General features: G+C 69.8%; 1 protein-coding gene. It reads right to left on the bottom strand.

Annotation, left to right across the window (positions count from 1 at the left end; all coding sequences use genetic code 11):
• Positions 1-143: 143 nt before the first annotated feature.
• Positions 144-16,805, bottom strand: a complete 16,662-nt coding sequence (locus ACGFNJ_RS23615; protein WP_393451891.1) for an amino acid adenylation domain-containing protein — start codon at positions 16,803-16,805, stop codon at positions 144-146.
• Positions 16,806-17,030: the final 225 nt, after the last annotated feature.

Below are 17,030 nucleotides of genomic sequence, written 5' to 3' on the forward strand. Positions count from 1 at the left end.
TCGAGATTCCATTGCCTTCACCACGGGGCCGACGGTGGATCCTGGACCACACCACGCCAGACCCTACGGGCTCTGTGGTCGCGACAAAAGGGGACACTCCTACCACAGCGCTGCCCCATCATGCCCGAGCGCCCTCGCTCGGATCACGCCAGACCCACCGTCCGATTCAGCTGCCGTTGCCGAGGATCCAGCAGCTCCGCCAGCATCGGCCCGATCTCGGCCAGTGCTTCCGGTGTAGTCATCTGATCATGCGTAACACCAATAGGACGGTCTTCGACACGGCCTTCGACGAACGTTTGCCAACTATGTGCCGCGTTGTCATGTCCGGTAGCACTGAAGTAATCGAGCCGGCCACGGAACACGTCGGGCCGGTGTTCGGCGATCAACTCCGCCGAACGCACCGCGCTGCGGTAGATCCGGCGCACCCGCTCCGGCGTGAGCACCGCCATGCCGGGCGGAATGGTCGCGTGCAGCGCGGCGAGCGCGTCATCGCCGAGGTCGTGGATGTCGCCGTCGCCGGGAATCAGCGCATCGGCGCCGATGCCGAGTTCGGCGAGCGCCTCGCGGACCGCCGCCCGCAAGTCGGTGACATCGATGTCGTGGTGGCTGTCCAGCATGACGAGCAGCGCGATCTCCTCACCGGCGGCCTGCAACTGGGTCGCGACGGCATGCGCGAGCACGCCACCGAGCGACCAGCCGAGCAGCCGGTACGGGCCGACCGGCTGCACCGCTTTGATCTCCGCGACGTACCGCCCGGCCAGCTCGACCAGTGAGGTCGGCAGGTAGCCGTCCTCCGAGAGCGCGGGCGACTGCAGGCCGAAGACCGGCGTGCTGGCGGGCACGTAGCGGGCCAGACCCGCATAGCACCAGGACAATCCGTACATCGGATGGAGGCAGAACAGCGGCTCGGCGGCGGGCATGTCGTGCGGCACCCTGGTCCGGATCGGCAGCAGCACGCCGAGCGCGGCGTTGGAGTCGATGTCGTAGTCGGGGTCGTCGGCGAGCGCAGCCGTGATGCGGGCCGACAGTGCCGCCGGGGTGGTGTCGGTGAAGAACCACTGCACCCGCACCGCGCTGTCGGTGAGCGTGCGCAACCGGTTGACCACCCGGGTCGCGGACAACGAGTTGCCGCCGAGATCGAAGAAGTCGTCGTCGACGCCGACCTGGTCGACGGCGAGCACGTCGGCGAAGACCTCGGTGATGGTCCGCTCCAGCGGCGTGCCCGGCGCACGGTACGCGCGGGGCACCGGCCCGGCGCCGTGCGGCGGCACCCGGAAGTCACTGCGGCCCACGTACTCCAGCACGCCGTCGTGCCAGCGGACGATGTCGCCCGTGCGGTAGAGCCGCTCGCCGCCCGTGTGCGCGATGAAGCGCTCTGCGGTGCGCGCGGGTGCTCCGAGATAGCCACGCGCCAGCTGTATGCCCGCGACGTACAGCTCGCCCGCGGCGCCGAGCGGGACCGGACGCAGCTGCCGGTCGAGCACGTGCACCCTGGTGTTGGCGACCGGCGTGCCGATCGGCACCATCGCGGTGGGGTGGTCGACGGGGTAGTCGGTGACCACGGTTGCCTCGGCGAGCCCGTACCAATTGATCAGCCGCGCACCGGGAATCGCGGCGGCGAAGCGCGCCGCGGTGTCGCCGGACAGTGCCTCGCCCGCGGCGAACACCCGCCGCAGCGTCGGCTGCGTGGTCGTGGTCGACGACTCGAGGAAGGCGTCCAGCATCGACGGCACGAAATGCACCGTGCTGACGCCGTATTCGCCGATGGTCCGCGCCAGATAGTCGGGGTCGCGATGGCCGTCCGGCGCGGCGACGACGATCGAGGCACCGGTCTGCAAGGGCCAGAACAGTTCCCACGCGGCGCTGTCGAAGGTGGTCGGGGTCTTGTGCAACACCACGTCGGTGCTGTCGAGCGGGTAGATCCACTGCGCCCAGCGGAACTGGTTGACCAGCTGACGGTGCGTGATCAGCACGCCGTTCGGGCGACCGCTGGCCTCGACCGAGTAGCTGACGTAGGCGACGCTGTCGGGATGCATGCTGTTGTTCAGCAACGGAACCGCCGACAACGGAAGGTACAGCGTGTCGGTCGCGACGACCTGGATGCCGGTCTCGGTGCCGAACGCGTCGGCGGTGGTGGTCAGCACACACGCGGGAACCGCGGTGGCCAGCAGGTATTCGCTGTGCTCGGCCGGGTGATCAGGATCGATCGGCAGGTAGCCCGCGCCGGTCCGCAACACCGCGTAGACCGTCACCACCAGATCGACGCTGCGCCGCATCGCCACGGCCACCAGCGATTCCGAGTCGATGCCCCAGCGCATGAGCTCAACGGCCAGCGCCCTGGAGCGCAGCTCGAGCTCGGCGTAGCTGAGCGTGCCGTCGGCCGACCGCACCGCGACCGCCTCCGGCGTGCGCGCCACCTGGGCATCGAACAGGGAAAGCAGCGTCGCCTCGTCCAGCAGATCCGGCACGTCGGTGGCGTTGCGGGCGGCCAGTTCGGCACGATCGCTGTCGAGCAGCACGTCGATATCGGCGATGCGCGCCTGCGGGTTGGTCACGAATCGGCGGATGAGTGCCGAAAGTCGTTGTGCGAGTGCCTGTGCCGCCGTCTCGTCGAACAGATCCCGCAGGTACTTCACCGAAACCCTGAGCTGGCTGTCCAGCGCGACCGTCACGGTCAGCGGGTAGTGTGTGCCGACGGTCGCGTGGACGCCGGTGACGCGCATGTCGTCGATATCGCAGGCCTTGTCCAAGCCTTCCCGATCGACCGGGAAGGACTCGAACACCACCAGGGAGTCGAAAAGCCCTGCCACGCCGATGGTTTCCTGGATATCACTCAGGCCGAGATAGTGGTGGTCGAGCAGCCCGGCCTGCTCGCCTTGCAGCTGCCGTAGCAGCCCGTCGAGGGTGTCGGTGGCGCCGAGGCGCACCCGCACCGGGATCGCGTTGAGGAACAGGCCGACCATGCTCTCGACGCCGTCCAACTCCGGCGGCCTGCCGGAGACGGTGGCGCCGAAGACGACGTCGTCGCGGTCGACGCTGCGGCCGATCAGCAAACCCCAGGCCGCCTGCACCACGGTGTTGACTGTGACGCCGAGACCGGCGGCGAGCCTGGTGAGCGCGGTGGTGTCGGCAGGCGCCAGCTCGAAGGCGACTTCGCCGATGCCCCTGGCGATTTCGCGGCCCGGATCGACCGGGGCCAGCGGTGTCGGCTCGGTGATGCCCGCCAGTGCGGTGCGCCACGCCGCGCGCGCCGAGTCCGGCTCCTTGGCCTGCAGCCAGGCCAGGTAGCCGCGATAGGACGGCACCTTCGGCAGCTTTCTGGCGGCACCGCCGAGCGCGTACAGCGTCAGCAGGTCCTTCATCAGCAGCGACATCGACCAGCCGTCGACCAGGATGTGATGGCTGGTCACCAGCAGGTGGTAGGCGCCGGTTTCGCCCGCGGACGAGCGGATCAGCGCGAATCGCAGCAGCGGCGCGGTGCGCATGTCGAAGTGCTCGGCGAGGTCGGCCGCCTTGATGACGGCCAGCTCCGCGCGCGCGGCCCCGGGTTCGAGCTGGGCCAGATCGATCAACCGCCACGGCACCTCGACCGAATCCTGCACGATCTGCACGGGATTGCCGTCGGTGTCCTCGGCGAAGGCGACGCGCAGGTTGTCGTGCCGGTCGAGCACGGCCTGTGCGGCCGCGTGCATTCTGGCCGCGTCCACCGAGCCACCGAGGTCGAGGGCGAACTGGGTGAGGTAGACGTCGACCGAGGACTCGGCGAGCAGGGCGTGGAAGAGCAGGCCCGACTGCAGCGGGGTCACCGGCCACACATCGGCCAGCTTCGGGTAGGCAGCGCCGAGCCGGTCGATATCGGCCTGCTTCAGCGGGACCAGGGCGAAGTCCGACGGCGTGAATGCGCCTGCGTCTTGGCGAAGGCCGTGCTCGGCAAGCCCGCCGAGGGCCCGGATCCAGTGCTCGGCAAAGGTTTTCACCTGATCGCCGGTGCAGGCCGCCACCGCGTAGTCGAAGCGGGCGAGCAGGCCGTCGTCGCTGGCCTCGACGGTGAGGTCGAGCAGCAGGTCGTCGGCCGTGGTGTCGGTGTGCACCCTGGCCGGGCGCACGTCGCGGTATCGCAACGAGAAACGGGCGCGGGCAAGCGCGCTCAAGTCGGCGGCGGTGTCGGCGTTCAGGTAGCGCAGCAGCCCGTAACCGACGCCGCCGGACGGCACCGCCCTGCGCTGCTCCTTGACCTGCGCGAGCGCCGCACCGGCGGCCGGGCCGCCGACCAGCGCGTCGGTGACATCGATCCTGGTGAGCCGCAACGGCAGCGGGTACTCGGTGGTGAAACCGCCGACCATGCTTTCGTCGGCGTCGGTCGCGGAACGCTCGTCGGCCGACAGCCGGATCACCGAACCGAGTGCGCGCGTGATGGATTCATCGGCCGAGGTCTGCAATGCCAGCGCGACGGCGGTGAGCAGGACGTCCTCGACGACGGTGTGGTACGCGGCGGCAACGGCGGCCACCGCCGCGGCGCCTTCGGCGGTGATGGCCAGCGAGACCCGGCTGCGGGCCCGCAGATCCCGGTGGTCGGGCTCGGCACCTTCCGCAACGGCGCCGAGTGTCCGCTCCCACCAGCCGAGTTCGCCGACGGTCCGCGGGTCGTTGGCCCGTGCCGACAGGGCGCGGATGAGCACGCCGAGGCCGTGTTCCGGCGCCGCGGGAGCGGCATGCCTGCCGCGGCTCCACGCCGCGGTCAGCTGATCCACGATGGTTCGCCAGGAAATGTCGTCCACGACAAGGCCGTTGGCGACGACGATCAAGGTGGAGCGGCCTTCCGGGCCACCGGTCAGCACGAAGTGGATATTGCGTCCCTGCTCGGGATCCAGTGCCGCGGCCGCGGCCCGCACCACATCGTCGACGGGCAACGAGGTTTCACCGTGCGTGGCGTCGAGCTGCCGGAACGCCTCGCCGGTGCGCTCGTCGACCGGGGGAATCCGCAACACCGGGGCGGTGCCGGTCCGGTCGAGCAGCACCCACAGCATCGGGTGCTGCTCGAGCACCTTGCCGACGGCGTCGTGTACCGCGTCGACCGGGCAGCTGTCCGGAACATCGAGCGCGATGGCCCTGACTTCGACGCCGGATTCCAGCAGCCGCGCCGCGTGCGGCGTGAGCGGCAGGTCGCCCGACTCGTCCCCCGGCCCGTTCTCGATCACCGCGACCCTGGCCAACGCGCCGACCGTGCCCGACTCGAAAACATCACGGGGCGTGAGGATCACGCCTCGGGTGCGGCAGCGCGACACCACCTGGATGGCGACGGTGCTGTCGCCGCCGAGCGCGAAGAAGTCGTCGTCGAGCCCGACCCGGTCGAGGTCGAGTACTTCGGCGATCACGGCGGCGATGGCCAGTTCCGCCTCGGTCTGCGGCGCCCGGAACGCGGTGGGCTCCAGTACCGCGTCGGGCAGCGCGCGCCGGTCCAGCTTGCCCACCGGTGTCAGCGGGATCTCGTCGAGCACCACGATCGCCGTCGGCACCATGTAGTCCGGCAGTGTCGCGCCGAGCTGTTCGGTCAGGGCTGCGACATCGAGGGTCACCCCTGATTCGGGCAACACATAGGAGACGAGCGTTGTTGCGCCGGAAGCCGACTCGCGGCCGACGGTGACGGCGAACTCCACACCTGGTCTGGCGACGAGCGTGGCGTCGATCTCGCCGAGCTCCACCCGGTGGCCGCGCACCTTCACCTGGAAGTCGTTGCGGCCCACGTACTCCAGCGTGTGATCGGGGCGTGGCCCGCCGGTCTCCCGAGCGCCACCCCGCAGCGCATCGCCGCGTGCGGCAGGCACCCATCTGACCACATCGCCGGTGCGGTACAGCCGCTCCCCCGGCAGTCCATAGGGGTCGGCGACGAACCGGGCTGCGGTGCGGCCAGGCCTGGCGTGGTAGCCGCGAGCCAGCTGGATGCCGCCCAGATACAGCTCGCCCGCAACGCCTTCCGGCACCGGGCGCAACCTGCTGTCGAGCACCAGCGACCGCATGCCGCGGACCGGGCCGCCGATGGTGACCGGCTCGCCCGGCCGCAACGGGTCGCTGATAGTGGTCATGATGGTGGTCTCGGTGGGGCCGTACCCGTTGTGGAAGTCCCGGTCTTTCGCACCCGCCCAGGTGGCGACCAGGTCGGCGGAAACCACCTCGCCGCCTGCCACGATCGCGCGCAGCCCGGACAGCGCCTCCTGATCGAGCGAGGCGAGCACGGACGGGGTGAGGAAGGCGTGGGTGACCTTGTTGGTCTGGATCAGCTCGGACAGTTCGGCGCCGCCGTCGATGCCGGACGGCACGACAACGAGCGCACCCGCCGAGCCGAGCGCGAGCAGCAGCTCGAGCATCGACGCGTCGAACGACGGCGACGCGAAAGCCAGCGCACGAGTGGACTGGTCGAGCTGATAGCGCTCCACCTGTTCGGCGCTGAAGTTGGCGAGGCCCGCATGGGTGACCACGACGCCTTGGGGCAGACCCGTCGAACCCGAGGTGTAGCTCACGTACGCGGCATTGGTGCTGCGGATAGGCCCGAATCGTTCGCCGATGCTGATCGGGCGGTCCGGCCGGGCCGCGACGTCGTAGGTGAAGGCGCGATCGTCGAGCACCAGCCACTTCCGCCCGCCCGCCATCGGCGGCAGGCCGCCGACCTCGGCGGTCAACGTGATGCCGAGTCCCGCATTCGAATCGGTGACCATGTGCGCGATCCGGTCGGCCGGATAGGTCGGGTCGATCGAGACGATCGCCGCACCGGTCTTGGCCACCGCCCACAGCGCGAGCACGGATTCGACCGAGCGCCGGATGGCAACGGCAACAAGCACATCCGGTCCGGCACCATAACCGATCAGCGTGCGCGCCAATTGTGAGGACGCGGCGTCGAGTTCGACGTAGCTGAAGGGCCTGCCGCCGCCGAACAGGGCGATGCCGGTGGGGTTTCTGGTGACGGCCGAGGCCATCAACTCCGTGAGGGTGCGCGGCGGCACCGCCTCACCGCCCGTGCGGGAGAGCAGGTCGACGCGCTCGGAGTCGTCCAGGATCTCCAGGTCACCGACCGCGACGCCGGGATCCTGCGCGACGGTGGCCAGGATGCCGCGGAAACGGCGGCCGAAGTCGACCACCGTCTGTTCGTCGAAGAGTTCACGGGCAAAAGTGAATTCGGCGGCGAGTCCGGCTTCGGCGCCTGCTTCGGTGCGCTGCTCGCGCACGGTGAGCAGCAGGTCGAACTTTGCCGTGTCGGCGGCCGGGTCGAGCGCGGCGAAACCGAGACCGGGCAACTCGAAGCTGGTGTTCGCCAGGTTCTCGAAGGACAGCGCCACCTGGAACAGCGGGTGCCTGCCCACCGAGCGCGCCGGGTCGAGGATCTCGACCAGCCGCTCGAACGGGGTGTCGGAGTTCGCGAAGGCCCGCAGGTCGGTCTCCCGGTTGGCGGCGAGCAGCTCGGTGAAGCCGAGGTGCGGCGCGACCCGGGTCCGCAACACCAGTGTGTTGACGAACATGCCGATCAGATCGTCGAGTTCGGCCTCGCCGCGCCCCGCGATCGGGGTGCCGATGGCGATGTCCTCGGTGCCCGACATCCGCGCGAGGAACACCGCGAGCGCGGTGTGCACGACCATGAACAGGGTCGCGTTGTGCTGCTTGGCCAAGGCGGCCAGCGCGGCGTGTACGTCGGCGTCGACCGTGAAGTTCGTCTTGCCGCCTGCGAAGCTCTGCGCGGCGGGCCGCGGCCGGTCGGCAGGCAGTGTCAGCTCGTCCGGCAGATCGGCGAGTTCGGTTGCCCAATAGGCCAGTTGGGTGCCTGCGGCGGATTCCGGGTCGTCGTCGGCGCCGAGCATGTCACGCTGCCAGAGCGCGTAGTCAGCGTATTGGATGGGCAGCGGCGCCATGGCAGGCGCCTCGCCGCTGCTGCGTGCGGCGTAGGCCAGCATCAGGTCACGAGTCAGTGGGCCCATCGACCATCCGTCGGCGCTGATGTGGTGTGCGACGACCACCAGCACGTATTCGCTGCCCGCGAGCTGGAACAACCTGGCGCGGAACGGCACTTCCTTGGTGACGTCGAACCCGGCGGCCACGACGCGTTGCACCTCGTGCGCCACGCGCTCCTCGCCGATCTGCGCGGGCGCCAGCTCGACCGGCACCTCGTGCGGCGCGAGGATCCGCTGCTCCGGTCCGTCCGGTGTCTCCGGGTAGCGGGTGCGCAGGATTTCGTGCCGCGCGACCAGGTCGGCGACGGCCTGCTGCAGTGCGTCGACATCCAGATCGCCGGAGAGGCGAATGGTCATCGGGATGTTGTATACCGCTGCGGTGGGGTCGAATTGGTTGAGGAACCACATCCGCTGCTGGGCGAACGAGAGCGGAATGCGGTCGGGGCGCGGCTGGGCCGCCAGCGGAACGCGGGTGCTCTCGCCCTCGGTGCGTTCGACCTTGACCGCGAGCCCGGCCACCGTGGACGCCTCGAACAGCGCACGCACCGGCACGCGGGCATCCAGTGCGGCACCGATGCGCGCCGCGACCTGAGTGGCCAGCAGCGAGTTGCCGCCGAGCGCGAAGAAGTCGTCGTCGGCACCGACGCGTTCGACGCCGAGCACGTCGGCGTAGACGGACGCGACGATCTCCTCGATCGGCGTCGCGGGTGCACGGAAGGCCAGCGCCTCGAACTCAGGCTCCGGCAATGCCTTTCGATCCACTTTGCCGTGTGCAGTGCGGGGCAACGCGTCGAGCACGACGAACGCCGACGGCACCATGTAGGACGGCAAGCCGGTCGTCAACGCGGACTTCACCTGTGCGACATCGAGCCCCGCCTCCGACTGCGCGGCCTCGGCGGCCTGCGCGGCGAACGAGGCCGCCTGCACGGCAAAGGAGATGGCGGGGACCGCCGAGGCCGGCCGATCCGAGTGGGCGGCAACCAGATAGGCCACGAGACGATCGCCGGTCTTGGGATCCGACTTGGCGATCACCACGGCCTCGGCGACCTCGGGCAACGCGAGCAGCGCGGCCTCGATCTCGCCCAGCTCGATGCGGAAGCCGCGGATCTGCACCTGGAAGTCGGTGCGGCCCAGGTACTCCAGTTCGCCGAGGCGGTTCCAGGCGACCAGGTCGCCGGTGCGGTACATCCGCGCACCGGACTGGAAGGGGTTGGCCACGAACCGATCCGCGGTCAGGTCCGCGCGATCGACGTAGCCGCGCGCCAGCTGACTGCCCGCCAGATACAGCTCACCCGTGACACCGACGGGCACCGGCCGCAGCCTGCCGTCGAGCACGTACGCCTGGCTGTTCCACACCGGTGCACCGATGGCGACCGTGGTCTGGTCGGCCTCGGTGACCCGGTGGTCGGTGATCGAGACCGCGGCCTCGGCCGGGCCGTAGAGGTTGTGCAGCGCCACATCTGGGTGTGCCGCCAGGAAACGCTGTGCCAGTGCGGCGGGCAGCGCCTCGCCGATGGCGAGCACGCGCCGCAGCGGCGACGCCGCAGGCTCGGTGTCGGTGCCGGTGTGCACGAGCAGCGCGTCCAGCATGGACGGCACGGCGTGCAGCATCGTCACCGTTTCCCGGCTGATCAGGTCGTTCAGGTAGGCCGGGTCCCGGTGCCCGTCCGGCAGCGCGATCACCAGCTTGCCCGCGCAGACCACCGTCGACCAGAACTCCCACACCGAGAGGTCGAAGGTCGCTGCCGTCTTCAGCAGCACCGTGTCGTGCCCGGACAGGCCGAATGCGGCGATCTTCCACTGCAATTGGTTGGCGATGGCGGCATGCGAGACCGCGACACCCTTCGGCCGACCGGTCGATCCGGACGTGAAGATCACGTAGGCGGTGTGCTCCGGCCGCAGCGGCGCCACCCGCTCCCGGTCCGCGAGCGGACCGCTCGGGAACGAGCCGAGCACCAGTTCATCGAGCAGCACCACCGGTGCGACCTCGGTGTGGAAGCCCGCGGCCGCGTCGGTCAGCACGCAGACCGGCGCCGCGGTCGCGAGGATGTAGTCGGTGCGCTCGGCGGCCTGATCCGGGTCGACCGGCACCGCCGCGCCACCGGATTTGGCGACCGCGTACATCGCGACGACCAGATCGACCGAACGCCGGAACGCAAGCGCGACCCGCGATTCCGGCCCGACGCCGCGCGAGATCAGGTACCTGGTCAGACGATTCACCTGCGCGTCGAGTTCGACGTAGGTGAGCTCGCGGCGCGCGCCATCGGGCAGGTCGGCGACCACGGCGATGGCCTCAGGGGCCGCCGCCATCACCGAGCGCTGCAGGAACGAGGGCAGGGTCGCGGCCTCGTCGACATGGTGTGCCGTGTCGTTCCACGTCGCTAGGACCGAGCTGCGTTCGTCGGCTGCGAGCAGGTCGATGTCGCCGACCGCCGTCGTGGCGTCGGCGACGACCGCGGCGAGGATCCGCGACAGCCGGTCGGCGAAGCCGCGCACCGTCGCCGCATCGAAAAGATCGGTGGCGTAGGTGAAGTGCGCGTCGATGCCGGTAGGCGCACCGGACTCGTCGTAGTTGTCCGCAACGCGCACCTGCAGATCGAACGGCGCGACATCGAGATCCGCGTCGATACCCGTTACGGCGAGTCCTGGGAGTTCGAGGGTCGGGTGTGCGCTGTTCTCGAAGGACAGGCCGACCTGGAACAGCGGGTGCCGCGCCGTCGAGCGTGGCGGGTCGAGCACCTCGACCAGCCGCGCGAACGGAAGGTCAGCGTGCGCGAACGCGTGCAGGACGGTCTCACGTTGCCGCGCAAGCACTTCGGTGAACGGCTCGCCGCCGTCGAAGGTGGCCCTGACGACAACCGTGTTGCCGAACAAGCCGATCAGGTCGTCGAGCGCACGCTCGCCGCGGCCGGCCACCGGCGTGCCGATGGCGATGTCACCGGTGCCGGACAGCCTGGCAAGCAGCACGGCCAGCGCGGTGTGCACCACCATGAACAGCGTCGCACCGTTGGCGCGCGCGAGCTCCGCGAGTCCGGCATGCGTTGCCGCGTCGATCCGCACCGCCACGCGCCCGCCCGCCAACGAGGCGAGCGCGGGCCGCGGCCGATCCGTCGGCAACTCCAGCAGATCGGGCAGGTCGGCGAGCTGCCTGCGCCAGAAGCTGATCTGCTGCGCGGCAATGGATTCGGGATCGGCTTCGGGGCCGAGCACGGCGTACTGCCACAGTGCGTAATCGGCGTACTGCACCGGCAGCGGATCCCACCCCGGCGTCGCGCCTGCGGTCCGCGCGGTGTAGGCAACCAGCAGGTCACGCACCAGCGCACTCATCGACGACGCGTCCGCCGCGATGTGATGGACGACCACGGCGAGCACGTACTCCGGTGCGTCAGAGGCATTTTCGGGTCCGTCGGTGACCTCGAACAACCGCACCCGCACCGGCACCTCGGCGGTGACGTCGAACGGCGTGGCCGCCAACGCGTACACCGCCTCCGGCACATCGGCCGCGGCCACCGAGCGGGCGGTGACGTCCAGCGCCACCCGGCTCGCGGGCAGCACGACCTGCACCGGACCCGCCGTGGTCTCCGGGTACACCGTCCGCAGCACCTCGTGCCTGCTCACCACGTCGTCGAGTGCGGCGCCGAGGGCCCAGACGTTCAACGCGCCGGTCAGCCGCAGCGCGAACGGCACGTGGAACGCGGCCTCGCGCATTCGCGCCTCGCCAGTACTCTTTTCGGCGCCGCCGACCGCCGCGTCGTCGGACTGGTCGAAGCGATTGAGGAACCACATCCGCCGCTGCGCCAACGACAACGGCACCTCGGCGGGACGCACGATGCTGCCGAGCGCCACCCGCTCCGCGTGTGTCTTGGATTCGATCGCGGCGGCAAGTCCGCGCACCGTCGGCGCCTCGAACACCGTGCGCACCGGGACCTTGGCCTCGACCGCCGCGCCCAACCGCGCCACCAATTGCATGGCGAGCAGCGAGTTGCCGCCGAGGGCGAAGAAGTCGTCATCGGTGCCGACCCGGCCGAGACCGAGCACCGCGCCGAATACCCCGGCGATGATCTCCTCGACCGGCGTTGCGGGGGTGCGGAATTCGCGCGCGGCGAAGGTGGGCTCAGGCAACTCCGTCCGGTCGAGCTTGCCGCCATGTGCGAGCGGGAACTCGTCCAGCACCGTGATCGCCGTCGGAACCATGACGGCCGGAAGCGTTTCCGCGATCGAGTCGACCAACCCGGCGGGCACGACGGTGGCGCCTGGCGCGGGCACGACATAGGCAACCAGCTGGTCGCCGAGGGTAGACCCGCTCACTACAGCCACCGCCTGGTGCACCGAAGGGTGGGCGAGCAGTGCGGTCTCGATCTCGCCGAGCTCGATGGGCTGGCCGCGGAACGTGACCTGGAAGTCGGTGCGACCGAGGTAGTCCAGCCGGTGCGATCGACCGGCGCCCGCGTCCCGCCAGACGACCAGGTCGCCGGTGCGATACATGCGCTCGCCGAAGCCGAACGGATTGGCCACGAATCGATCCGAGGTCAGCGCGGGCCGCCCGAAGTATCCGCGCGCGAGCTGGGCACCGGCGACATAGAGCTCACCGGGCACGCCTGCGGGCACCGGGCGCAGCCGGGCGTCGAGCACGTACACCTGGGTGTTCCACTGCGGCAACCCGATCGGCACCGAGCGGGTGTCCGCACCGTCGGCGGTCCAGTAGGTGACCGATACCGCGGCCTCGGTCGGTCCGTACAGGTTGTGCACCCGCGCGTTCGATACCGCACGGAACGCGCCGACGGTCTCCGGCGGCAGCGCCTCGCCGATCACGAAGACGTCCCGCAGGGTCGGGCAGGAGCCGGGGGCGGTGTAGGCGGCGAACACCGTCAGCATCGACGGCGCGAAATCCGTGACGGTCACCGATTGCGCGGTAATGGTTTCCGCGACGTAGACGGCATCACGATGCCCGTCGGGGGTGGCGATGACCAGTTTCGCCCCGGCCCGCAGCGGCAGGAAGAAGCCCCACAGGGACACGTCGAAGGTCGTCGCGGTCTTCTGCAGATACACGTCGTCGACGCCGAGCGGGTATTCCGCGAGCATCCACTCGAGCTGGTTGTCGATGGCGGCGTGCGAGACCGCGACACCCGTTGAACCCGAAGTGAACAGGACATACGCCGGATGCAGTGGCAGCACCGCCCGGAGCAGTTCGTCCTTGCGCACCGGCGCACCGTCGAATGCGCTGGTGTCGACGGTGTCCAGGGTCAGCTCCGCGATACCGGCAGGCACCGTGATCGCGGCGCCCGACGTGGTGAGCACGCAGGTCGGCTGCGTGGTGTCGAGGATGTGCGCGATCCGCTCGGCCGGATGATCGGGATCGAGCGGCACGAACGCACCACCCGCGGTCACGATCGCATACATCCCGACCACAAGATCGACCGAACGACGAACCGCCAACCCCACCAACGACTCCGCACCAACACCACGCGAAATCAACAACCGAGCAAGACGATTGACCCGCGCATCGAACTCCCGATACGACAGCTCCACACCCTCGAACGCCAACGCGACCGCATCCGGACGCGCCACAGCGGCCCGCTGGTACCCGTCCAGCAACAGCTCGGGGGTGACGGCATGCCTGGTTTCGTTCCAGCCGAGCAGAATCCGCGCCCGCTCGGCGGGGTCGAGCAGGTCGATGTCACCGACCGGGTGCTCGGGATGCGTGACGACCGCGACGAGCAACCGTTCGAAGCGGCGGGCGAATTCCGCGATCGTCGCCTCGTCGAAGAGCTCGGTGGCGTAGGTGAATTGCGCGGTGAATCCGTCGTCCGCGGCGGGGACCATGGTCAGCTGCAGATCGAAGGTCGCCACCGCGCGGTCGACGTCGATCGCATGCGCGGAGAGCCCCGGTAGCTCGATGCGCGTCTTGGCCGTGTGCTGAACGAGCAGCGCCACCTGGACCAGCGGATGATGCGCCGGCGAGCGCACCGGATCGAGCACCTCGACCACCCGCTCGAACGGCAGCTCCGCATGCGAGAACGCCGCGAGATCAGCCGCTTTCGTCGCCGCGAGCAGCGCGCGGAACGATGCGCCGGGATCGATGACGGTCCGTAGCACGAGCAGGTTGGCGAACAGGCCGATCAATCCGTCGAGCGCCGACTCGCCGCGACCCGTGACCTGGGTGCCGACGGTGATGTCGGCACTGCCGGACAGCCTGGCAAGTAGCGCCGCGAACGCGGCGTGTACCGCGATGAACTCCGAAGCGCCTGTCTCCTCGGCCAGTTCGCCGAGTGCGCGTCGCACCTCTGCGGCGATCTGGACGGTGTATTCCGCACCGGCACGGGACGCGACGGCCGGGCGCGGCCGATCCGTCGGCAGCGCGAGCCGGTCCGGGATGCCCGCCAAAGTCCTACGCCAGTAACCGATCTGGGCGGCGGCCAGCGAATCCGGGTCGTTGTCGTCGCCGAGCACCTCGCGCTGCCACAGCGCGTAGTCCGCGTACTGCACCGACAGTGGCGGCAGCGCCAGCCGGGCTCCGTTGCGCCGGGAGAGGAACGCGCCGAGCAGATCCTGCAGGAACGGCGCGACCGAGGCGTCGTCGGCGGCGATCTGGTGCACCACCACCATCACGACGTGATCGCTGGGCGGACGGTGGCCTGCGGACTCCGGAGCCAGCTCGGCGAGTGCGATGCGCAGCGGCACCTCCGCGGTGACATCGAAGCCAACGGTGGCGAAGTCGCGCGACCAGTCGACCAGTTCGTGCTCGGCGAGCGGCTTCGGCGCCAGGTCGGGAACCGCCTGCGCCGTGGGCAAGACGACCTGGTGGCCGGTGCCGTCGCTGGCCGGATACACCGTGCGCAGCGTCTCGTGTCGTTCGACCACATCGGTGATCGCCGCCTGCAACGCCGACACGTCGAGCGCGCCGGACAGCCGGATCGCGAACGGGATGTTGTGCGCCGCCGATGCGGTGTCGAACTGGTTGAGGAACCACATCCGCTGCTGCGCCAGCGACAGCGGAATGCGCTCCGGTCGCTCCATCGGCGCGAGCGCACGCCGATCGCCCGCGCGGGTGAACGGCGCCAACCGTTCGGCAAGCCCTGCGACCGTTGGCGTTTCGAAGATCAGCCGAGCGGGCACCGGCGTACCGACCACCTCGCTGAGCCGGGTGGACACCTGCGTCGCAATCAGCGGGGTGCCGCCGAGCACGAAGAAGTCGTCGGCAGCGCCGACCGGAGCCCCCGGCCCGAGCACCTCCGCGAAGACATCGGCGACCAGCTCCTCGAGCGGGCCGAACGGCGGCCGAAACGGCGTGGTCCGCAATCGCGGTGTCGGCAGCGCGGCCCGGTCCACGATGCCTGCGGGCGTCAGCGGGATCGCCGCGAGCACCATGACCACCGTCGGCACCATGTGCGCGGGCAGGTGCTGCTCGGCCACCGCGGCCAATGCGGCGGCGTCGGCTTCCATTCCGGGCGCGGAGTGCACGTAGGAGACGAGAATCGTCGGGCCGTTGTCCGGCGTGTGGGCGAGGGTCGCCGCGAAGTCCACGGTCTCGTGCGCGGCAAGCACCGCGTCGATCTCGCCGAGTTCGATCAGGACGCCGCGGATGGTCACCCGGGAATCAGTGCGGCCCAGGTACTCCAGCGCACCGTCCTGATCCCGGCGCACCGAATCACCGGTGCGGTAGAGCCGAGAACCGCTGGTGTCGAACGGGTTCGCGACGAATCGGGCTGCGGTCAACCCCGCCCGATCGTGATATCCCCGCGCGAGTTGCGCGCCGGTGATGTACAGCTCGCCCACTGTCCCGTCGGGCACCGGGGCCAGTCGGTCGTCGAGCACGTATTCGGTGACCGCGCGGATCGGGGCACCGATAGTCACCGGTGCGTCCGCCGTCAGCGGCGCACTGATATTCGTCATGATCGTGGCCTCGGTGGGCCCGTAGCCGGTGAAGAACTCGCGCTCCGGTCCCCCGACCTCCGCGATGTCCCAGCGGCGCACCAGTTCCGGCGAGACCGCCGCGCCGCCTGCGACCACCACCCGCAGTTCGTCGAGCCCGGCCGGGTCCACCGAGGCCAACGCGGCGGGCGTGAGGAACGCGTGCGTCACACCCTCCCTGCGCAGCAGCGCCGCGAGCTCCTCGCCGCCGGACACCGTCGGCGCCACCGCCACCATGGTGGCCGCGCCGCCGATCGCGAGCAGCAACTCCAGCACCGCGGCGTCGTACGACGGCGAGGCGAAATGCAAAGTCCGTGCATCGCTGGTCACCTGGTAGCGCTCGCGCTGTTCGTCGCAGAAGCCAGAAAGCCCGGCCTGGGTGACGACGACACCGTTGGGTCGCCCAGTGGATCCGGAGGTGTAGAGGACATAGGCCGGGTTTTCGCCACGCAGCGGCCGCACCCGATCGATATAGGTCACCGGGTCGGCGGGGAACTCGGCGAGCAACGCGTCGGCATCGGGGCCATCGATCGGCAGCCAGTCGACCTGGTCCGGCAGGTCGCCGCGCACAGCCGACACGGTCAGCCCGAAGACCACACCGGAGTCGGTGATCATGTGCGCCACCCGGTCGGCGGGATGATTCGGATCAACCGGCACAAATCCGGCGCCCGCCTTGGCCACCGCCCAGACGGCGACCACCGATTCGATCGAGCGCGGAATGCCGACGGCGACCAGGTCTTCCGGCCCGATGCCTCGGCCGATCAGCAGCCGCGCCAGCCTGGTCGAATGCTCATCGAGCTCGGCATAGCTCAGCTGTGCCACCGTGCCGGTGGCGTCGGCCAAGGCGACGCCGATGCCGCCCGGATTCGCCTCGACGGCCATCGCCATCAGCTGCGGCAGTGTGGTGACTCTCGGCCGCCTGGTCCGGGTGGGCCGGACGCGGGTCGGGCGGGTCATGCGCACACCGTTTCACGCGCTCCAACACACCGCTGCCCAACCGCCCGAACCATGGAGATGCCTCATCCTGCCTGTTGTTGCCGCATACACGCCTCACCGGCTCTCGATCCACTGATCATCGAACGCACGCACGCGCACCGTTACCGATCACGCCTGCTCACGCCGAACACGACCGTGCGCGATCCGTCGAAACAGATCGCAAACCCGACCGCGCGGAACGAGCGC

Origin of the sequence: Nocardia sp. NPDC049149 (assembly GCF_043197455.1) — a bacterium.
Lineage (GTDB): Bacteria > Actinomycetota > Actinomycetes > Mycobacteriales > Mycobacteriaceae > Nocardia.